General features: G+C 42.8%; 16 protein-coding genes. 9 read left to right on the top strand and 7 right to left on the bottom strand.

The window, feature by feature from the left end:
* The first annotated feature begins 92 nt into the window (after window positions 1-92).
* The 4 genes from thrS to rplT all read left to right on the top strand — a co-directional run bounded on the left by thrS (window position 93) and on the right by rplT (window position 3,285).
* Complete coding sequence (gene thrS, locus RJD38_RS15500) at window positions 93-2,021, top strand: threonine--tRNA ligase (RefSeq protein WP_005599944.1); 1,929 nt, start codon at window positions 93-95, stop codon at window positions 2,019-2,021.
* 66 nt (window positions 2,022-2,087) lie between these two features.
* Window positions 2,088-2,576: a translation initiation factor IF-3 gene (gene infC, locus RJD38_RS15495; RefSeq protein WP_335720525.1), complete on the top strand. Its 489-nt coding sequence runs from the start codon at window positions 2,088-2,090 to the stop codon at window positions 2,574-2,576.
* A 119-nt stretch (window positions 2,577-2,695) separates the two neighbouring features.
* Window positions 2,696-2,890 carry a 50S ribosomal protein L35 gene (rpmI, locus tag RJD38_RS15490; RefSeq protein WP_005599947.1) on the top strand — a complete coding sequence of 65 codons (195 nt, stop codon included), beginning with the start codon at window positions 2,696-2,698 and terminating at the stop codon, window positions 2,888-2,890.
* Window positions 2,891-2,931: 41 nt separating this feature from the next.
* Window positions 2,932-3,285, top strand: coding sequence for a 50S ribosomal protein L20 (rplT, locus tag RJD38_RS15485; protein ID WP_004401084.1), 354 nt, complete (start codon window positions 2,932-2,934; stop codon window positions 3,283-3,285).
* A gap of 126 nt (window positions 3,286-3,411) precedes the next feature.
* Here rplT and RJD38_RS15480 read toward each other — a convergent pair whose 3' ends face one another.
* Window positions 3,412-4,374 (bottom strand): integron integrase, encoded by a 963-nt coding sequence (locus RJD38_RS15480; protein ID WP_065546507.1) that lies wholly within the window; start codon window positions 4,372-4,374, stop codon window positions 3,412-3,414.
* A gap of 291 nt (window positions 4,375-4,665) precedes the next feature.
* On the opposite strand from RJD38_RS15480, the gene RJD38_RS15475 reads away from it, so the two are divergent.
* Window positions 4,666-5,283, top strand: coding sequence for a LysE family translocator (locus RJD38_RS15475; protein WP_065546506.1), 618 nt, complete (start codon window positions 4,666-4,668; stop codon window positions 5,281-5,283).
* Between the two features lie 73 nt (window positions 5,284-5,356).
* Here RJD38_RS15475 and RJD38_RS15470 read toward each other — a convergent pair whose 3' ends face one another.
* From RJD38_RS15470 to RJD38_RS15455, 4 genes are all read right to left on the bottom strand, one after another.
* Window positions 5,357-6,196: a GGDEF domain-containing protein gene (locus tag RJD38_RS15470; protein ID WP_005599951.1), complete on the bottom strand. Its 840-nt coding sequence runs from the start codon at window positions 6,194-6,196 to the stop codon at window positions 5,357-5,359.
* Window positions 6,197-6,426: 230 nt separating this feature from the next.
* A complete protein-coding gene (locus tag RJD38_RS15465; RefSeq protein WP_040758060.1) occupies window positions 6,427-6,948 on the bottom strand; it encodes a DUF2058 domain-containing protein in 522 nt (173 codons plus the stop codon).
* A gap of 168 nt (window positions 6,949-7,116) precedes the next feature.
* Window positions 7,117-7,725, bottom strand: a complete 609-nt coding sequence (locus RJD38_RS15460) for a TetR/AcrR family transcriptional regulator (protein ID WP_065546505.1) — start codon at window positions 7,723-7,725, stop codon at window positions 7,117-7,119.
* 815 nt (window positions 7,726-8,540) lie between these two features.
* Window positions 8,541-9,416: a WYL domain-containing protein gene (locus RJD38_RS15455; RefSeq protein ID WP_045495757.1), complete on the bottom strand. Its 876-nt coding sequence runs from the start codon at window positions 9,414-9,416 to the stop codon at window positions 8,541-8,543.
* Window positions 9,417-9,690: 274 nt separating this feature from the next.
* On the opposite strand from RJD38_RS15455, the gene RJD38_RS15450 reads away from it, so the two are divergent.
* The gene (locus RJD38_RS15450; RefSeq protein ID WP_083163738.1) at window positions 9,691-13,458 is read left to right on the top strand and encodes an ATP-binding protein; all 3,768 of its coding nucleotides are present in this window, start codon (window positions 9,691-9,693) and stop codon (window positions 13,456-13,458) included.
* A complete protein-coding gene (locus RJD38_RS15445; RefSeq protein ID WP_406853357.1) occupies window positions 13,455-13,991 on the top strand; it encodes a condensin complex protein MksE in 537 nt (178 codons plus the stop codon). The genes RJD38_RS15450 and RJD38_RS15445 overlap by 4 nt, the downstream gene beginning before the upstream one ends.
* On the opposite strand, the gene RJD38_RS15440 is transcribed toward RJD38_RS15445, so the two are convergent.
* Window positions 13,960-15,168: an IS4 family transposase gene (locus RJD38_RS15440; protein ID WP_032073033.1), complete on the bottom strand. Its 1,209-nt coding sequence runs from the start codon at window positions 15,166-15,168 to the stop codon at window positions 13,960-13,962. The two genes, RJD38_RS15445 and RJD38_RS15440, sit on opposite strands and share 32 nt — an antisense overlap.
* Before the next feature lie 266 nt (window positions 15,169-15,434).
* Here RJD38_RS15440 and RJD38_RS15435 point away from each other — a divergent pair, with 266 nt between their 5' ends.
* The gene (locus tag RJD38_RS15435) at window positions 15,435-16,676 is read left to right on the top strand and encodes a hypothetical protein (RefSeq protein WP_065546502.1); all 1,242 of its coding nucleotides are present in this window, start codon (window positions 15,435-15,437) and stop codon (window positions 16,674-16,676) included.
* Window positions 16,673-17,533 carry a DUF7281 domain-containing protein gene (locus tag RJD38_RS15430; RefSeq protein ID WP_065546501.1) on the top strand — a complete coding sequence of 287 codons (861 nt, stop codon included), beginning with the start codon at window positions 16,673-16,675 and terminating at the stop codon, window positions 17,531-17,533. Before RJD38_RS15435 ends, RJD38_RS15430 begins: the two co-directional genes overlap by 4 nt.
* Before the next feature lie 176 nt (window positions 17,534-17,709).
* Here RJD38_RS15430 and gcvP read toward each other — a convergent pair whose 3' ends face one another.
* A complete protein-coding gene (gene gcvP, locus RJD38_RS15425; protein WP_065546500.1) occupies window positions 17,710-20,577 on the bottom strand; it encodes an aminomethyl-transferring glycine dehydrogenase in 2,868 nt (955 codons plus the stop codon).
* Window positions 20,578-20,642 lie beyond the last annotated feature (65 nt).

The raw sequence follows: 20,642 nt of genomic DNA, 5'->3' as shown, positions 1-20,642 counted from the left end.
GAAAAACCAAATTCACTAATCGGTTTAAATGGCTTAAAGCGATTAAATAAGCAAGTGTTGCTTGGTATGCAACACCACTGTAAGGATTATACATGCCTATTATTACTCTTCCTGACGGCAGTCAGCGTCAATTTGACAACCCAGTTTCTACTCTTGAAGTTGCACAATCTATCGGCCCTGGTCTTGCAAAAGCAACCATCGCTGGTCGTGTTAACGGTCAACGCGTTGATGCATGCGATCTTATTGAACAAGACGCAAGCCTAGAAATCATCACAGTAAAAGATGAAGTGGACGGTCTAGAAATCGTTCGTCACTCTTGTGCTCACCTTCTAGGTCATGCAATCAAGCAGCTTTACCCACAAGCGAAAATGGCGATCGGTCCAACGATCGACAGCGGTTTCTACTACGATATCGATCTAGAAGAGTCGCTAACGCAAGACGATCTTGAAAAGATCGAAAAGCGTATGAAAGAGCTTGCGAAGACCAAGTACGAAGTTGTTAAAAAGAAAGTTAGCTGGCAGGAAGCGCGTGACGCATTCGAAGCGCGTGGCGAAACCTACAAAATGGAAATCTTGGATGAGAACGTTGCTCGTGACGACCGTCCAGGCCTATACCATCATGAAGAATACATCGACATGTGTCGTGGTCCTCACGTACCAAACATGGGCTTCTGCCAACACTTCACACTGCTGAATGTTGCAGGCGCTTACTGGCGTGGTAACAGCGACAATAAAATGCTACAACGTATTTACGGTACTGCTTTCCATGATAAGAAAGCACTTAAGGCGCACCTAACTCGCCTTGAAGAAGCGGCTAAACGCGACCACCGTAAACTCGGTAAGCAGCTTGACCTATTCCACATGCAGCAAGAAGCACCAGGTATGGTGTTCTGGCACCATAATGGCTGGTCAATCTTCCGTGATCTAGAAGTATTCGTACGCTCTAAGCTAGACGAGTACGGCTACCAAGAAGTAAAAGGTCCACTTATTATGGATCGCGTTCTTTGGGAGCGTTCTGGTCACTGGGACAAATACGCTGAGGCGATGTTCACGACTTCTTCTGAGAACCGTGATTACGCACTGAAGCCGATGAACTGTCCAGGTCACATTCAGATCTTTAACCAAGGCCTGAAATCTTACCGTGATCTACCATTACGTATGGCTGAGTTTGGCTCATGTCACCGTAATGAACCATCAGGTGCTCTACACGGTATCATGCGTGTACGTGGCTTTACTCAAGATGACGCTCATATTTTCTGTACTGAGAGTCAAATCCAAGAGGAAGTGACGAGCTGTATCAAGATGGTTTATGATACATACCAGACATTCGGTTTTGACAACATTGTTGTTAAACTATCAACACGTCCTGAAAACCGTGTTGGTTCTGATGAAATCTGGGATCAATCAGAAGAAGCGCTTAAACTATCTCTTGAATCGATGGACATCCCATACGAAATTCAAGAGGGCGAAGGTGCATTCTACGGTCCTAAGATTGAATTTACTCTACATGACTGCTTAGACCGTGCGTGGCAATGTGGTACAGTACAGCTAGACTTTAACCTACCAAATCGCCTTGGTGCGACTTACGTAGGCGAGAGCAATGAGCGCCTTGTACCAGTTATGATCCACCGCGCGATTTTAGGCTCTCTAGAGCGTTTCATCGGTATTCTAATTGAAGAATACGCGGGCTTCTTCCCAACGTGGTTGGCTCCTGAACAAGCAGTAATTATGAACATTACTGACAAACAGGCTGATTACGCACAAGAAGTAGCAAAAAAATTGCAAAAAAGTGGAATTAGAGCCAAAGCGGACTTGAGAAATGAGAAGATTGGCTTTAAAATCCGCGAACATACATTGAAGCGTGTACCGTTTATGCTAGTTTGTGGCGACCAAGAGATGGAAGCAGGCGAAATCGCAGTCCGTACACGTAGAGGCAAGGATCTTGGCAAATTTAAAGTGGATGATTTAATTACATACATCCAAGCCGAGATTACTAGCCGTAAGCTCAATCTGGAGGAATAAGCTATTAAAGGCGGAAGACGCGGCCAACAGCCGGTAAAACAAAACCCGCACCGTTTAAACGGTGAAATTCGTGGCGTACGTGAAGTTCGTTTAACTGGTGCTGACGGTGAGTCAGTTGGTGTTGTATCAATTCAAGAAGCTGTAGCTGCTGCTGAAGAAGCAGGTATGGACCTTGTAGAGATCAGCCCTAACGCGGAGCCACCAGTCTGTCGCGTGATGGATTACGGCAAATTCCTCTTTGAAAAGAGCAAGTCTGCTAAAGAGCAGAAGAAAAAGCAAAAACAGGTTCAGATCAAGGAAATTAAATTCCGACCTGGAACTGATATTGGAGACTATCAGGTAAAACTACGCAACCTGACTGGTTTCCTTGAAGACGGCAACAAAGTGAAAGTAACTATTCGCTTCCGTGGCCGCGAGATGGCTCACCAAGACATCGGTGTTGACGTTCTACATCGACTGAAAGCCGACACAGAAGAATTTGCTGTTGTTGAATCTTTCCCAACTCGAATAGAAGGTCGCCAGATGATCATGGTGTTGGCCCCTAAAAAGAAGTAATTAACGGCTTTTGCAAGTAAGAAAATCTAGTCGCTTTTCTTGAAAAAGATAAACGGCTAGGTTTTGTTCGCCCTAATTACTATTGTTATAAACAACTCAACAATGCGGAGTTATTCATCATGCCTAAGATGAAAACCAACAAAGGTGCTGCTAAGCGTTTTAAGAAAACTGCTGGTGGTATTAAGTTTAAGCACGCTACTAAACGTCACATCCTGACTAAGCGTACTACTAAGAACAAGCGTCAGCTACGTCCAAATGCAATCCTTCCTAAGTGTGAAGTGGCTGCAATTGCTCGTATGATGCCATACGCTTAATTCTTTTTAGTTTAATATTCGTTTAGTTTAGGAGAAGCATAATGCCTCGCGTAAAACGTGGTGTACAAGCTCGTGCACGTCATAAGAAAGTTCTAAAACAAGCTAAAGGTTACTACGGTGCACGTTCACGTGTTTACCGCGTAGCTTTCCAAGCAGTTACCAAAGCTGGTCAATACGCTTACCGTGACCGTCGCAACAAGAAACGTCAATTCCGTCAACTTTGGATTGCACGTATCAACGCGGCATCTCGTCAAAATGGTCTATCTTACAGCCGTTTCATCAACGGTCTTAAGAAAGCATCTATCGAGATCGACCGTAAGATCCTTGCTGACATCGCAGTATTCGACAAAGCAGCATTTGCTGTACTAGTTGAAAAAGCGAAAGCTGCTCTTTAATTAGCAGTTCAGGTTTAATAAAAGGAGAGCTTAGGCTCTCCTTTTTTCTTTTTCTAATCACCAATTTTCCCCTCCAACGTATAAATTCTGCTAACACGCTTTATTTCGCTTTACCCAGTTTTTGAACTATAAACTCGATAGTGGGCTTAATACACCGTTCGCTCCGCGGTCAATGACATGCGTGTATATTTGTGTCGTCCTAACGTCACTGTGGCCGAGTTGCTCTTGAACGGTGCGTATATCTGCGCCTCCTTCCAACAAGTGTGTAGCAAAACTGTGTCTTAACGTATGGCAAGTTACGTGTTTCTCTATTCCTGCATCAACAGCGGAGCGTTTTACCGAGCGTTGTAACACGGTTTCTGCCATATGATGACGGCGCATTAGGTCGGACTCTTTATCAACAGAGAGCCGAGTAGACGGAAAGAGGTAGTGCCAGCGAAATTCATATTGCGCTTGAGGGTACTTGGGAAGCCGAGCTTGCGGGATCCAAGCGCCACCATAGCCTTTAGTCTGCATATCTTTATCATAGAAACGTTGTGTTAACGCGATTTGCTCACGTAGCAAAGGATAGAGCTCTTTGGCTAAGGTGACGGTGCGATTCTTACCGCCTTTACCATGCCAGATGCGCAGAGCACCGTAGTCGAAATCAATATCTTGTATTCGCAGTCGCATGCACTCCATTAAACGCAGCCCTGAACCGTACAGCAACATACACTGGAGCTTATGCCTTGGATCAATATGTTCGACGAAGCGTCGCATCTCTTGTTTTGTAAGCACTACGGGTAGCTTGATGTCTTTAAGTGATTTGGCAAATTTCATATTAGGGTCAACAGAAATCAGCAGAAACTCTCGATAAAGAAACAATAAGGAATTGAGCGCGAGAGCTTGCGTTTTTGCTGCCACACGTTGTTTAACGGCTAAGTCAGATAAGAAGGCTTCGATATGTTCATCACCTAGTTTGCTTGGGTGTTCGAACTCATGAAAGCGAATATAACGCGCAACCCAAAATGCATACGCCTCGATTGTTTTCGTCGCGTAGTAACGAGAGCGCATATGTTCTTTAAAGCTGAGTAAAAACTGACTCTTCATATTCTCTAGTACTGTTTATTTACACATGTCATTAAGCATAGAGTGTTTTTTGCGTTAAGCGATTGACCAGTTGGTTAACTGAGGTGCAATTGGTGCTTGGTTAAACCTTGATTACATGACTTTCAGGCGGGTGTGTGAGTGAAGTAGTGATTCAAAAGGAGGAAAACAGCGGTGATTGAGGCAATATGATTTGTTTGACTTCAAGCGATTACTCGTGAGGGGAAGCTAATCGTTGTTGTGTGCGCAACGGTTAACGTTACGCTCAACTTAGTAACATCAAGAGAAACGATCATGGAATTATGGAAATTACTGTTGTTTATCCCTGCTTGCTTTGCTTTGAATATGACACCCGGCCCCAACAATTTGTTGTCGATGAATAATGCCCGTTGTTTTGGCTTTAAATCCGCTTTGTTTGCTGGTTTAGGGCGCATTGTCGCATTTTCATTCATGATCGCGCTTGCGGGATCTGGCTTGGCAGTTGTGCTCTACACCTCAGAAGCGATCTTTTTGGCAATCAAATTGTTTGGCGCGCTATATTTGGTTTGGATTGCATGGCATCTATGGCGTTCTCAAGCGAGTCCGTTAGCGGATGTTGAGACAACGAAAAGCTCTTTTGGCTTAGCAAAGCAAGAGTTTATTTTGGCAGCGGGCAACCCGAAAGCGATTCTGATCTTTACTGCATTTTTGCCTCAGTTTGTCGATGTTACGAGCTCCATCAATCAACAGTTTTTCATATTAGGCGTTACATTTTTACTATTAGAGCTGATGGCAATAAGTCTTTATGCGTTATTTGGGCTATATCTTCGCCATTGGTTTGCTCAACCGAAGATGGCAAAACGCTTTAATCGTACTTGTGCAGGGTTTCTTGCACTTTCAGGCATTAACTTATTAGTCAGTCGACAAACTTGATACTCTAGCGAACAGTGCGATCACTGTGTAGTGGCGCGGTACAACCCGATTAACTGAGTGACTAGTGATGGTCTTACTCATAACCTTCGAGTTCAAACTCTCTGTTATAGAGGGAGTTCTTGCAGCGTTTCATTTCGCGTAGGTTTTCTTCTGCTTCTGCTATGGATTCTTTGAAACGGTTATTTAGGCACGCGGCTGTGCCGGAACTGAAGCTGATCTCTTTTCTTTCATAGGCTTTGGTGACCGATTCAATATAATCTTCGGCTTGGTCTATATCGACGACAACGAGAAACTTGTCAGCTTCGATTCTAAACACATAGCCAAGATCTTGGCAGGAATACATTAGCTGTGTGGCGAAGGCATTCAGTACTTTGTTACCAATATCATGGCCTTTGGATTTGTTAACGTTACTGAAATTATCGATATCAAAGTAGAACACTTGATAGGCCCCTAAGGGGACAAGATCGAGGGTTGCTAGGGTGTAGCATTTGGTGAGGTTGTCAGTCAATGTGAGTTTATTTATACGAGTAAAGTGAAGATATAACCCTTTAATGATACAGCCATAACCAATGATGAGTAGTGCTTCATCCAATAATGCATCGGCGAATGGGAAGCGATTACTGATCATTAAATCTATGTAGACGATTTCGGTTATTGAGTCGTAAACGCCATTTGCGACTGCAATCATTAGCCCTAGTTTTATCAGCTTTGAGTTTACTAATTTACCTATCATCGAAGTCATTAAAATAACGCAGTACAGGCGCACCACCTCCAATAGGTAATCATAAATAGATTCTACAGGGATCTGAAATACGAACACTGGCACGATATAGACAATAGGAACAATCGAAAATTTGATCGCACTGGTAAAGATCCAGTGGGACAATTGATGATTATTGAATAGTGATCTCATGAACAACTCAACGACGACAAAAAGTTAAAATCGTCGCGATAATAGCAAAACGCATGGATTATTAATGCAATTCATTGCACATAAAGTAAAGATATTCAGTGTAACAGCGAATTAAGCAGATCAAAGATGTGTTGAAGAGGTTTTAACGTAGGGGGAAATATTAGCTAATAATGTAACTGGTTGATAAAAATAAAGAGAGCTGCCCATAAAATAGAGCAGCTCGATTGCTTTTACCACATTAGGTCATCAGGAACGACGAAATCTGCGTACGGATCATCTTCGGCGACCTCGGTTGATTCCGCTTCTTTCTGTTCAATGATGACTTGCTCGTCACGTTGAGCAATCTTATTGGCGACAACACTTGGGATCACAACGTAAGTTTCTTCATAACGTGCAATCGCTAAGATGCCACTGATCAACTGCTTACGGATCAATGTATCAACATAGAAGGATTTAACTAAGGTTCCATCGGTAAAGTTATACTTGATATCGCCATCGCCTAAATCAACTTTGTTCATTTCGATCAGTTGCTTAATTTGAGCGCGGATTTCGTTGCTTAAACGTTGCTCTTTTTGCTGGCTGCTCAATTCTTTGTCACGTTCTTGCTGCTGACGTTTGTTCTCTTCAACCGCAGCTTTTACTTCACGAGCTTGCACACGAGACTTTTTAGAGCCTTTTTTCGCTTTTTTTAGTTTCTTCTCGTTTACTAAGCCTGCTTTTAACATTTGCTCTTGCAGTGTTAACTTTGCCATGATCATTCCAATTCGTTTTTATCTTTGACGCATTTTATCGGGTCATCTGCAGCAAATAAAGATCGTAGGCAGACATTAGTGATTATTCTTCTGCTGTCGAGCTCAAATGACACAGAGTTAGCTTGTTCAGAATGATGATAAACATCAATCTGTAACGTTATCTACCTGCTATTTGCTCGCGTATGTCGCCACAAAACCGTTAACGGCTGCGTTTACTACTCGCTCTAATTCTTCGCAACTTGGTGGTGGTTGATGGGCTAGGAGTTGTGGCCAAAATACGACGGCTTTAATACTGCCAATGAATTGCTCAATTGCTAATTCAACATTGGTAACGTTGAGCGCTTTTGCTTCAATGCCTTGTCGGATCCATTCTTGAAGACCATAAGTATCTTCAATGGCTGAAAATCTTTGCATTAGCATCTGTGATGCTGTGGGACAACGGATGCATTCAGCTATCACCAACCTTGCAGTGGCTTGAAAATCTTCAGTATTGATATAACAAAGTTGTTTTAGTGTGAGTTGCGTCAATTGAGTCGCAATGGAAACTGAAGGACTAAATTCAGCCTGACACTGATCATCAAATCGACACATCAACGTGCTGACAATGACCTCAAATAACGCTTCTTTGTTTGGGTAGTACTTGTATAAAGTACGTTTGGATACGCCCGCTTCTTTCGCTATTCCTTCCATGCTGGCTTGCTTAAAGCCTTTTTGCGAAAAAACCGTAATAGCAGATTTAATGATATCGTCTTGCTTAATGTCGCTTCTTTTTATCATGAGTCAATTCTACATAACCTAAAAGCACACGAAAGTGAGTACTTTTATTAGATTGAAACAGAAGTATACACTAACGTTTACTTTTATTGATAGTAAACTATAGGTTGTAGTTAAGAAATTCCAGAGACGGATTATGTGAGAAGTATTGAGAGGATAAGGTGCTTATTCGTTCCGGTTACAAACCTAAACTAGATTCTTGTCTGCAAGCAAATAACCTTACTGTTAGAAGGGGGTGCAGCTAGGTGATTGTCTGCAGATGTAAAAACAAGTCTTGCCGCTAGGTGACAAGGCCTTTTAGAAAATGAAGGTTAGTGAATCTTAGCCTATACCTATTATGATTAGGTTGTTATCGAGAGTGGTTTACTTGTTTGGCATTCGCAGAATTTCAAACATGCCATCAAACTTATATAAGGTACTAGCAAGCTGTTCTAGTAGAGTCGCTAAGTTGATTGACGCCAGGTAGCTTAGCCCAATAACCAAAAAGCAAACCATTCGGTTCGCTTTTGAATTATTAAGAATTAACCAACTTAGTTAGTTATCCTGATCACAGATAACTAAGATGGAAACTTGCCAGCTTTCTAAATCAACGAGCTGGAATACTCTTTAACGATAACCGAGTTGGAAACTCCAGTGCTTTATGGCTAATGAAGGCAGCAAGTTTGGTTAACAAAGTTGGAAACTCTCTCTTTAGATTAATTACTCAGTTCGTAAAACCCGAACCGTACTTTGCGAACCGCTCTTTACGCACCTCGAATTTGTAATGAATCAGCCGCTTGTTTGTGTAAACAACTCAATATGCTCAGGGCTCACTTACCTCAAGCTTTATCATCTTTGTTCTGTATAAATCCAGGTACTAGGGCTCGAATAGAGTCAACATGCTCTAGCTCGTGTCTATTCATCAACTGCAAGTTAAAGGCATGCGGCGGCAAAGAAGCATTAGGCGTACAGTCTACGTGGAGGTCATTGAGCACGTAACCAGCTAACGCTTCGTTGGTTGTAATGTTTCGCACGTATTGACCCTCCATACCAAGATCAATAGCTAAGTCATTTCTATTTTCATGCTTAGAGTGCGGTGCAACACTTAGGACAACGTCACGGTTCCAAAGAGTATCGTCCTCTATAGTCTTGTCGTATGAGCAGTCAGTTTGTTCAGCCTTAAGAATTCTACTTATTCTAAAGCACAGGAATTTACGTCTTTTGCTGTCCCAAGCACGGATGTGCCAAGCCCCAAGTCCTTTGAATAGAGAATGAGGTGTCAGGGTTCTAGTCTCGGTGCTAGTTGAGGAACTATACAGGACAGAAATACAGTGCTTATTCAGAATCGACCTTGTGACTTGGGAGACGATATCAATAGATAGTGAATCCAACACTGTCGCAAAGCTGCTTACACCATAAGTTGTTACTGGAATGGAGTTAAGCTCCTGACCCCATGCTATTAACCTCAGAGCTGCTTCTGGGTCATGCTCAAAAGCTGGGCTAAACGATGCTGACCTCATGTATGCTCGCAGGCTTTCGTTGAAAACCGTGTTGTTGGGAAAACGTTCTTTGTAAGCATTAAAAGAGCGGCTTGCTGTTGCAACGGCAATATCACCGTGCTGAATAAGGTCGGAGCGATTCACTTTCCCAAAGAAGCAGAGATAGAAATCAATAAGCCTTAGTCGTTTGGTTTGTGGAGATTCGACACAACGCACAATGATTACCCTTATCAAAATGAACTGTACTAATTTACTCTAACGAATCATTTGATTCCAGTGTAATATGCTACTAGTTGATTCTTTGACCGCTAGTAGACACGAACACTTGGCTCTTTTGGGTGTTGAGGCATTTCTATCTTAAACGCAGCCTCTTAACTCTGGTGGAAGTTGGAAGCACAAATAATGGACTTACTTAGTGGCAGTCGAGTCAGTAAGTTTGTTGTAGGTCATTCACTAACCGAGGGGTTGAGAATATCTCTGCCGCACTGTGATGAAAGAAATGAATAAATCTGAAACAAAAAGCTCTAAACTACTAGGGATCGTACTTTTCCACTCATTTATCCCTGGGAAACTATTCAAGGTCAAGGCTATCGGGCATAGCAACAATACGGGTGATAACGGAGCTGGTAAATCCACTTTGTTAAGCTTACTTCCAGCGTTCTATGGAGCCGATCCGAGTAAGCTGGTGGATAGACAAGCGGATAAAGTTTCCTTTGTTGATTACTACTTGCCCACCCCAAAATCTGTCATCGTGTTCGAATATGAAAAGCTTGGTGAGAGAAAGTGTTCTGTAATGTATCGAAATGGCTCCAGTGTCGCTTATAGGTTTTTGACAGGAACCGCTGAACAATTGTTTTCTCAGCATTTGTACGACGAGCTAATTAAGCAAGGAAGTGAAACTCGAACATGGCTTAAAAACCTTGTGTCTCAGTCAATGTCAGTAAGTTCGCAAATTGAAACTAGTGTCGATTACCGCTCTGTAATTCTAAACAATAAAAAGCGTTTGGCCCAAAGACGTAGTACGGGTAAAAACTTAGTTGCAATCGCCCATGAGTACTCGTTGTGTTCTGCGAGCCATAACATGAATCATATCGACATTTTGACGGCGACAATGATGCGCCACAAGAAAATGTTGAGTCGTTTTAAGACGATGATTGTGGACTGTTTCTTGAACAATACATCGATGGACGATGTCCCATACAAGAAAGAGTATATCAACCTAGCAAATAGCCTAGATGTGTTTGTTCAACTAGACACTAAAAAGAGCAAGTTCGATGAAGCAGTTGCAAGTAAAGACAGCCTTGATGAGTACATAAAGCAACTAAACTCCTATCGAGCTCAAATCGCTTCTTATCTGCGTCAACTGGCACTAAATGACACTCAGTTGTCTGACAAAATTCGTTCGCAGAAGGAGTTGCACGGCTCCCTAGTCAGTGAGAGGAAAGATAGACTTCAAAAGCTTGATACTGAGTTAAGCATTCATCGGACTGAGTTTGAAAGGAAATCCAAAGTAGTTGATGCTATTTACAATAAGCGTGACAAGTACGAGAACGAGGATGATATTTTAGAAAAAATCACGCTTTACAATAGCTTGAGTGACTTGCTGAAGGAAGCAGAATCTGCAAGGAAACATTACGACAACTTACTGGAAGACGTAGAAACCGAAGAAAGTACGTTTAACAGTCAGGTACAAAAATTGGAACTCGAATGTGCTAATTTCCGCTCCAGTAAGCAAAAAGAGATCAATAATATACTTAACACTAAGGAAGAGATATTCGAGCAAAAAAACGACCGTTTAGAGGCGATGCAGAGTGACCTCAACCTTCAAAAGAAAAAGTTGCAAGATGAGTTCGATGAACAGTCTGACAAGATAAGACAAGAACAATTCCGACTTGCAATTCTAGAAGGGCAGTCTTTAGAGTTCACACCAGAACAAAAAGGCGAATTACGTAGTCTGGAAAGTGATCTTGAGAGTAAGCGTGAACAACTTAACGCTTCCCACAATGCAGTAATTCACTTGAATGAGCAACTACGTCAGGCAGAGAAAAATCATGAGAACAGTCTTTCTACTTACCACACATGTACTAGCGAATTAAAAGAAATTTCAGATGAAATAGTTTCTGTTAGTCGCGCATTATTGCCAGCAAAAGGGTCGCTCAACGAGTACCTAGATCAAAAAGTGCCTGATTGGCGCGGCAATATAGGCAAAGTAATCACTCCTAGTTTGTTAAATGCGAAAAACTTGAAACCATTTTTCGACCCAGAAGCTACTGAGTCGATTTTTGGTCTTTATTTGGATCTGGATTCAATCGCACTTCCTGATTTTTGTCTGAGTGACGAGAAGCTTTCAGAGCGATTAGAGACTCTAAAAATCAAGGAGTCAGAAGTAGAAGTTCGGCAAGGTAAAGCGAAGAGCAGGGCCAAAAGTGATGAGCAAGAAGCAGATAAGCTTCACAAAGAAATAAAAATTCAAAGTCAAAGAACAAAAGTCTTTGAGGAAGAACTGAGCAAGCTCAATCTCCTAAAAGAGCAAAAAACAGTCCAGTTTGAAAGTGATGCTGAAAGTCGTACATCTGAAGTTAAGAAAAAGAAAAGCGTACTAGAGTCTGAACTTTTTACCATCAAGTTTGAGCTGAAAGAAAAACTTGAAAACGAGGAACAGCGCCATCAACAAGAGCGTGTTCAGGTGAAAGCTAACTTCGATTATCGCTTGTCAGAAGAGGACGCGAAAAAAAGTGCTATTGATGAGCTGATTAAAAATAAAGAAAAGATAACTTCAGACAGAATTAGTGACTACAAGTTAGCGTTCAACCAAGCCTTGATGAGTAAAGGAGTAGATCCAGTCAGTATCGAAAGAGCCAAGTCGAAGTGGGAATCTCTCGAACGCCAATGTGAGGAGATAAAAACATTTCAAGCTTTAATTCACGACTATGACACTTGGCTAGAATCAGAATGGAAATATATTGATAGCTACAATTCTGAAATTTTGGTTTTAGATCGACAGATCACGGGAGGTGAAGCGAAGAGAGACGACTATGAGAAGTCGGTAAACAAAAGAATTGATGAAGTATCGTCTTCAATCAAGTTATATGAAGAAGATTTCATTACAGTCAAGGAGGCCATAGCGCAGCTTACTACTTGTACTAACAGCCTAGAAAAAGCGGTCGATGAATCAGATTTAGCTAACGTAGAGGATGTCTCTGTAGATTCGGAATTTCATTCTGTTGAGCATGCAGTGAGTTTAGTGACGGATAAAATCACTGCGATTAACACTCTTAAGAAAGAAATCGTTAGTAAAGTAAAAGACGTAAGTAACACAATCTTAGGGTTGGACGACAACAATGAAATAAAGATGATGTGGGAGCAGATGCGCTCTGCGACCATGACGAAGCTTTCAGAAAATTATGACTATGCTATCAACTACGATAGTCCTCAATTTTCCCTTGCTTGCTTGGGAGATCTTGAAGAGCTTGTCCTTAACGTGATACCAGATGTTAGGGACGTTAAAATTGAGACACTTCGTTCAATATCGACTCAGATTTCTAACTATCACCAAACCCTTAAACAGGTGAATAGTAAAGTAGATTCAGTTTCGAGCACTTTGGACAAGTCGATTGAAACGGGCAATCCTTTCCCTGCTATCGACACCATACACATCAAACTATCAAGCAAGATACATACTTTTGATCTTTGGAAAGACCTTAATCTATTTAGTGTCGAATTGGATAGATGGTCAGGCGAAACCTCAAGAGGTCTACCTTCCAAAGCGTTTCTTGCTTCCTTCAAGCAACTGTTGGCTTCATTTAAAGAGGCTCAGATATCTAAAAACCTAGAGTCTTTGGTCGAGATGGAGATAACGATTGTTGAGAATGGACGCCCAGCAGTGGTTCGAAATGATGAAGATTTAGAAAAGGTCGGCTCCGAAGGGATTTCCAAACTAGCTATTATCGTTGTTTTCTGTGGGATGACTCGATTCTTGTGTCAGGATGAAGACGTTGCCATTCACTGGCCGCTCGACGAATTAGGGAAAATTTCTATTTCTAACCTGGCTATTTTATTCGACATGATGGCTCAAAAAGGTATTTGCTTGTTCACTGCTCAGCCAGATCTGCATCCAGCTACTTATAAGTACTTCGCGACTAAAAATCACATCGTAAAGAATGTAGGTGTCAAATCATTTATTGGTGGACGTAGAAGCAGAGTCAATCCATTGCTTTCTGAGTCGAAACAAAATCAGTCTACGGAGGTGGTTGAATGAATAAGTTTGAATCGGTTTTCCGAATGCTCATGAGTAAAAAAGTGATATGTGAATATGCATCTCCTATTGAGTACACATACTTATCCGATACCAGAAATCGAAGTGACATGAACCAATACTTGTCTCGAATAAGCATGACAACAGTCGAAACACAAGACGGCCTAGGTTTTTACTGTGGATACGAGAGCATCGATAACACTCGAAAGAAAAACGAAGTTCTCAAAGACTTTGAAGTTTTTTCGCAGACGATGGAAGGAATAATCGCTTGGCTCAAACTAGCCCGAAATATTGATTCAGACTCCAGACCTATCATGGCTGGTGGCAAGCTTTCGGAGTCAGAGTTACTCGCAGCAATAGAGGAAAGTAACTCACTTCAAAATCAGCTTGATCATATTGCACACAAGCTTAAAAGAGCCCATAAAAGCAAAGAGAGTAAAACGAAGCTGAGGTCGATCTTAGATTATCTTGTCCAAGAAGGATACTTTGTACTGAGGGATCCCCTCATAATTTCCCCAAAGCACAACCATGTTTGAATAGATTTTGAGCAAGCAGGGTTGCAGCCGCGAGCAAGTCTTCCCTCGTTATTGTGTAGCCAGAATGCCGCAAAACTTCCATCCCTAAGCGCACTGTTGAGAGTACATTTCGATTTTTGACAGTGTTAGCTTGGAAGTGCTTATCCCAACCTTGTTTCTGACCATGAACTCCAGCAAGCCAAAATGTCAGTTGAAGCATTAGGGCGATTAGCAGCATGATATCAAAGCGCTCTGAGCTGCTAGTTCGGCTATGACGGAGGCCTAAACCGTAGGCTGGGCTTTTCAAGTCTCGGAAGGTTTCTTCAATTTGCATACGCTTCGAGTAGAGCCTAACAAGTTGCTTTGGTGTTCGGATTTCAACGGGCAAGTTAGTCGCTAAAACCCATGGTTCTTTTGTCGAAGCGGAGTAGATTTTAGGTGACGGATGATGACAATTAGTCCGTGTCGAACGCTGATTTTTTCGGCCTTTAGGACGTGATTTATACAGTGCAATTTGACATGAAATTGGGTTGCTCTTAGTCAACCTCTTATAGCCTAAAGTCTTTGAGCGACTTGAGGATATGCTATGTAAGTTGCTGATAGGTTGCCAGTTTTCCGCACCTAAATCTGCATATTGCACTTTCCCTCTGACTCGACTTAACCAGTACCAACCTAGCTTTTCAACGGATTTATACCATGGCACTTTAAAGCCAGCATCACTGACAATGAGCGGTGTAGTGTTACTCGGTAGAATGCTTGCAAGGTCGGCTAGAAATTGGTCATGAGCCTTCTTTGAACATTGCTCTGAAAGCGGAAAGGCTTTCTCATAAAGAGTAATAGAACGACCATGTAGTGCCACCGAAGCCCGCAATACCATAAGCCGTTTTTGCTCACGAATATCAGACCAGTCAACAAGAACAATGGGCATCGAATTACCTGAACAGATAAAGCTGGCATGCCAACGGTATACAGCGAGTCGCTCTTTGTGCAAGTGACGATTACCTAACAATCTGTCGATTCGTTTGATGTTATGTTTTGTTCTGGCTTTCGTTGGCAGGTTACGACCAAGTTCGGTAAGAGTGAGCGTTTTACATTCAAGTAATGCGTGGCAAGCCAGCGTTAAACTGTTGAGTCGTTTTAAGTGCAATTCAGGGCAGAATTGGTAAAGAGAGTCGTGTAAAATATCGAGTTCGCACATCTTGTTGTCTGGTTATTGATTTTTCTCAGAACCATTTGATCACATGACAAGATGTGCATCTACCTTAAATTTATGATTTTTATCAAAATCATTAGGGGATTCCTCAGTACTTTGTATCTCCATCATCAACTGGCTCTCTCTTTATCGCTACAGCAAAATGGTCATTGCTTTATGAGACTTTGGAGTTTATCGCTATTAATGAAGGGATGCTGGAAAGTGAAGCTGATGGTGGAAATGAATTAGATACTCAAATGGGGTTGATTTAGATGTCTCGACAAGTGGAGTCAAAAGAAGCTGTGCGAGCTTTAAGCACTCATACTGAGGTAGTAGACGAGGCTTGCTATGAGCAAGCTGGAGTACTTCATCATAGTGAAAGCAATAAAGCTGCAATTGCAGCACTTACAAAACATCAGTTGGCATATCACTTAGATGATGAGCATGGAGTCCAAGTTCATTCGTCTGTTAAACGTTTACTGGATAGGGTAACTAGTCGTTATAGATTCAGAGAACGTCATGGTGAGTTTTCTAATCAGATTGAAAACTTGGATTATGCCGTTGACAGTTACCGACGAGTTAAGGACTTCAATGACGATAAAAAACAACACTACTTAGATGAAATTCGAGAGATAACAGTCGAGATAAATGACGCCTTAGTTGAGACCGTATCTTCTTTTCATAGGATCGTTGCTGATGAATTTAGCATGGTCACTGATGTTGATGACAAAATTCGCCAAATCGGTCGATGCAAACGTGAGATCGGTAGAATCAATAGTATCTTCGAGCATTTAAGTGTGAAAAAGCTAAGAGAGTGGGTACAAACTGACATTCACCTTGAGCGAATTCTTTTGAAGCTACTTAAATCTAAAATCGATATAGCATTGAAGGACTTAAATGTATCAAACAAAAAAATGGTCGATATGTTGGCAAAGCTTCAGCGAGATAAGAAATCTTCCAAGCTTAATCGCATTATTGATGTTTTTGCAGCTAAGTTCCAAGATGACAAAACCTTTTCGCCATCTATAGATTCCATTGAATGTTTGCCTGACTGCTTGTCTCAGGTTTCGGAAACAGAAGTACGAGCCTACGGAAATACTAATAGTGACATTCAAGCTGATGACTTAATTGATTTGGCTGTAAGGGCTCTTGCTAGCTGTGAGAGGAAAAAAGGCAGAGCTTCAGATTTAGACAGTATCGAAGTTACGGATGTCCGTGAAGATGAAGAAGAGTTTGAACTAAACGAGGTAGATGAAGCGCTAGAGTTAATGTTTGAGGCAATAAAATCCAACCCTAACATTCTCCCTCTATCTGCTGCGCAAAGCTATACACTGTTTGATCTCGATATAGAACTGGAGGACTGGCTTTTACTGGTCGATGGTTACATTAGTGCGCAAAAAGTCGGTTTGAAGAGTATCGTTCAAGTTAAGGAAGAAAGAGAAGTCGTATTACCTTATGACGGTAATGTGATTATTAGTGATATTGTTTTTGAAACAATCGGAGGTGCTAAATGACGCTATCTCTATCGCTAATTAATGCTGCTAAGAGGGTTGTTGTTAATTCGAGGGAGAGGATTCCTGCCAACAAGTCCAATACTGAAGTTTGCAGGCTCGTAGAAGTCGGGGCTGTTAGTGGCAATTCAATTCTTTTATCCCGTTCAGAATTGAGGGAAATTGAAAAGTATTTTACTTCAACATTGGGACAAAATCTTCTGACCTTTCAACAGAGTAGCAACTCTCGGATGGATACTGCACGCCCTGGTATTAGCGAGAAGTCTGCAAAAGGTGGTGTGTTTCAGCAGCTCATTAGCTTAGCTGGTAATGTGAATATCCCTTTAAAGAATCAGCCAGATGTACCAAAAGAAGCTAGGTATGTAGCTTCTGTACAGTTGGATGATTTAGATTTCCCGCGTTTTAGCCGAGTACTTATTATCGAAAATGGCGAGCTAATGGTTCGATGGAAAGACGTTGTACTCTCTTTGCCAGATGAATGGCAATCCGCTGTGCTCGTTTACCGTGGTCACGGAAAAAACCAAAAAGACCTACCTACTCTGATTGAATGCTTTGACAACAATGCCGTTGAAGTAGGCTTTTTCTATGATTACGATCCAGCAGGCTTAGATATGATCGACCAACTAAGTAATGATAAACACTATTGGGTTGTCCCTGTCCTAAATCTGGAGTTATTTCGAGGTATCAATAAGCTCGATGAATTTTTGAAACAACTAGATCAGCTTGATAGGCTCAAGAGCAGAGATGTCAGCGCATCAGTGCGAGAGCATTTAACCTTCATTGAGAAGAATACACTGGCTATTACGCAAGAGCACTTGATTAGAAATCAGTGCCAGTTGGTGAGTTGTGAGCTCAGGTAGTTATTGTGTGTAAGTTCTATGGAACTAAAAAGGCGAACCAAACGGTTCGCCTTTTTAATTCAAGTTAGTTTCCAATTTAGTTATCGGTTTCCAACTTGGTTATCTGTGATCAGCTAAGTTGATTGACGCCAGATAGCTTAGCCCAATAACCAACTTAGTTAGCTATCCTCAGACTCCTACTGATAATGATCCACACTTGGGCATGAGCAGATCAAATTACGATCGCCATAAACATTATCGACGCGGTTTACAGTCGGCCAGTATTTCGATTGCTTGGTGGCGTAAGATGGGAAACACGCAACCTCACGCGAGTAAGGACGATCCCATTGGTCATCAGACAGATCCACTTGCGTATGTGGTGCATTCACCAGTGGGTTGTTGTCTAACGGCCATTCACCATTTTTCACTTTGTCCATCTCTAAACGAATCGCAACCATGGCTTCGCAGAAGCGGTCTAACTCTTCCAAGTCTTCCGATTCGGTTGGCTCAACCATCAACGTGCCCGCCACTGGGAAGGACATCGTTGGCGCGTGGAAGCCGTAATCCATTAAGCGTTTGGCAATGTCTTCTTCGCTAATGCCGGTGGCTTCTTTGAGTGGACGAATATCGATAATGCATTCGTGCGCGACACGGCCATTGGTGCCACGGTAAAGCACTGGGTAGTATGGGCGGAGCATTTCCATCACATAGTTGGCATTCAAAATCGCCACCTTGGTCGCTTCGGTTAAGCCTACTTCGCCCATCATGGCAATATAAGCCCATGAAATTGGCAGAATAGAGGCACTGCCGAGATCTGCAGCGGATACGGCAAACGCTTCGCCTTCGACCCCATTTTCAATATGACCGGGTAGGAAAGGTGCAAGGTGCGATTTCACCCCAATAGGTCCCATGCCTGGGCCACCACCACCATGCGGAATACAGAAGGTTTTGTGTAGGTTAAGGTGCGAAACGTCTGAGCCAATAAAGCCTGGTGTGGTTAAGCCCACCTGCGCGTTCATATTGGCACCATCAAGGTACACTTGGCCGCCCGCTTGGTGCACCATCTCGCACACAAGCTTCACTTGTTCTTCATACACGCCGTGGGTTGAAGGGTAGGTGATCATGATGCTGGAAAGGTTATCGCGGTGTTTTTCGATTTTATCTGCCAGATCGCTAATATCGATGTTACCTTCTTGGTCGCATTTCACGACCACGACCTTCATTGACACCATAGAGGCTGTAGCAGGGTTAGTGCCATGCGCGGAGCTTGGGATCAAACAGACATTACGATGTGCGTCGCCACGGCTTTCATGGTAACGCTGAATGGCGATAAGCCCAGCGTATTCGCCTGACGCTCCAGAGTTTGGTTGTAGCGAGAAGTCGTCGTAACCGGTTATCTCACACAGTTTCTCTTTCAGATCTTTTGCCAGCGCAGTGTAACCAGCGGCTTGCTCAAGCGGAACAAATGGATGTAGTGCGCCAAATTCTGGCCAAGTGACAGGAATCATTTCGGCAGCGGCATTGAGTTTCATGGTACAACTGCCCAGCGGGATCATGCCATGAGTGAGCGAGAAGTCTTTATTTTCTAGCTGTTTAAGGTAACGCATCATCTGCGTTTCACTGTGATGAGTGTTAAACACTGGGTGCGTTAAATATGAGCTGGTGCGACGACAAGATTCAGGAATCGCAGCAAACTCATTTTTCTCTATATCCGAAGCGAGTGCAGACACATTTTCTTTGATATCAAAAATGTTAAAGAGTGCGTCGATATCCGCGACAGTGGTGGTTTCATCTAAGCTCACGCCGAGTTGGTGTGAAGATTTTAGTAAGCGAAGGTTGATGTCGTTTGACTGAGCTTTTTGATAGAGCGCTTCGGTTTGATCACCACTGTTGATGGTAATGGTGTCAAAGAAGCTATTATGTGCCAGTTCGTAACCTGACTTAGTTAGCCCAGCGGCAAGGATTGCCGTCATATGGTGTGTGCGACGAGCGATAGTACGCAAGCCTTCTGCACCATGATATACCGCGTAGAACGAGGCCATATTGGCCAGTAGTGCCTGCGCAGTACAGATGTTTGAGGTCGCTTTCTCGCGGCGGATATGTTGCTCACGAGTTTGCATTGCCATGCGCAGTGCTTGGTTACCTTTAGCATCAATGGAAACACCGATAACGCGACCAGGCATGGTACGTTTGTGTTTGTCTTTGGTCGCCATGAAGGCGGCGTGTGGGCCACCATAACCCATTGGCACACCAAAACGCTGAGCAGAGCCTATCACTACATCGGCGCCCATTTCACCCGCAGGTTTTAAAAGTGTGCTGGCAAGCAGATCGGTGGCGACGGTCACTAGAGTTTTGTTGGCTTGCGCGGCGCTAATGATATCAGTGATATCGCGTACTTCACCCGTGGTCGATGGGTATTGAACTAAAGCTCCGAACACATCGTGGTTCGGCAGTGAGTCAACGTCGTCAACGATTACGTCAAAACCGATGTATTTTGCACGGGTTTTAACCACTTCAATAGTTTGTGGGTGCACATCCGTAGCGACGAAGAACTGGTTACTTTTGCTCTTGCCTGCTCGTTTGCATAGGGTCATCGCTTCCGCAGCCGCAGTGGCTTCATCCAACAAGGATGCATTGGCGATTTCCATGCCAGTTAAGTCCATCACCATTTGTTGGAAGTTGAGTAGTGCTTCAAGGCGGCCTTGTGAGATTTCCGGTTGGTAAGGCGTATAAGCGGTATACCAACCTGGATTTTCGAATACATTACGCAAAATAACATTTGGCGTGAAGGTGTTGTAGTACCCTTGGCCAATGTAAGTGCGCTTAATTTGATTAAGCTTGGCAAACTGTTTCATGGCGGCAAGCATATCGGCTTCACTCTTGGCTTCGGTGAGCATGAGTGGTTTTTCCAAGCGGATTTGTGCTGGCACGGTTTGAATGATCAACTCATCCAAGCTTTTTGCATCGATAGCATCGAGCATTGCTTGTTGGTCGGCTTTGTTTGGTCCGTTGTGGCGAGCAACGAACTCATGTCGAGTGCTGAGGCTTTGAAGTAGTGTTGTCATTATCCTTTACCTTCTGGCTCGGATGTCGGGGCTTTTGACTCTGTTGAGAAAAAGATACCGATATC

The sequence above is a fragment of the Vibrio scophthalmi genome, from assembly GCF_040869025.1.
Taxonomy (GTDB): domain Bacteria; phylum Pseudomonadota; class Gammaproteobacteria; order Enterobacterales; family Vibrionaceae; genus Vibrio; species Vibrio scophthalmi.
This window is presented reverse-complemented; position numbering and strand designations above follow the sequence as displayed.

Excerpts from the sequence above, each read along its gene's own strand:
- thrS (WP_005599944.1), top strand. The coding sequence starts at position 93 with ATGCCTATTATTACTCTTCCTGACGGCAGTCAGCGTCAATTTGACAAC.
- rpmI (WP_005599947.1), top strand. The coding sequence starts at position 2,696 with ATGCCTAAGATGAAAACCAACAAAGGTGCTGCTAAGCGTTTTAAGAAA.
- rplT (WP_004401084.1), top strand. The coding sequence starts at position 2,932 with ATGCCTCGCGTAAAACGTGGTGTACAAGCTCGTGCACGTCATAAGAAA.
- RJD38_RS15480 (WP_065546507.1), bottom strand. The coding sequence starts at position 4,374 with ATGAAGAGTCAGTTTTTACTCAGCTTTAAAGAACATATGCGCTCTCGT.
- RJD38_RS15475 (WP_065546506.1), top strand. The coding sequence starts at position 4,666 with ATGGAATTATGGAAATTACTGTTGTTTATCCCTGCTTGCTTTGCTTTG.
- RJD38_RS15470 (WP_005599951.1), bottom strand. The coding sequence starts at position 6,196 with ATGAGATCACTATTCAATAATCATCAATTGTCCCACTGGATCTTTACC.
- RJD38_RS15465 (WP_040758060.1), bottom strand. The coding sequence starts at position 6,948 with ATGGCAAAGTTAACACTGCAAGAGCAAATGTTAAAAGCAGGCTTAGTA.
- RJD38_RS15460 (WP_065546505.1), bottom strand. The coding sequence starts at position 7,725 with ATGATAAAAAGAAGCGACATTAAGCAAGACGATATCATTAAATCTGCT.
- RJD38_RS15450 (WP_083163738.1), top strand. The coding sequence starts at position 9,691 with ATGAAAGAAATGAATAAATCTGAAACAAAAAGCTCTAAACTACTAGGG.
- RJD38_RS15445 (WP_406853357.1), top strand. The coding sequence starts at position 13,455 with ATGAATAAGTTTGAATCGGTTTTCCGAATGCTCATGAGTAAAAAAGTG.
- RJD38_RS15440 (WP_032073033.1), bottom strand. The coding sequence starts at position 15,168 with ATGTGCGAACTCGATATTTTACACGACTCTCTTTACCAATTCTGCCCT.
- RJD38_RS15435 (WP_065546502.1), top strand. The coding sequence starts at position 15,435 with ATGTCTCGACAAGTGGAGTCAAAAGAAGCTGTGCGAGCTTTAAGCACT.
- RJD38_RS15430 (WP_065546501.1), top strand. The coding sequence starts at position 16,673 with ATGACGCTATCTCTATCGCTAATTAATGCTGCTAAGAGGGTTGTTGTT.
- gcvP (WP_065546500.1), bottom strand. The coding sequence starts at position 20,577 with ATGACAACACTACTTCAAAGCCTCAGCACTCGACATGAGTTCGTTGCT.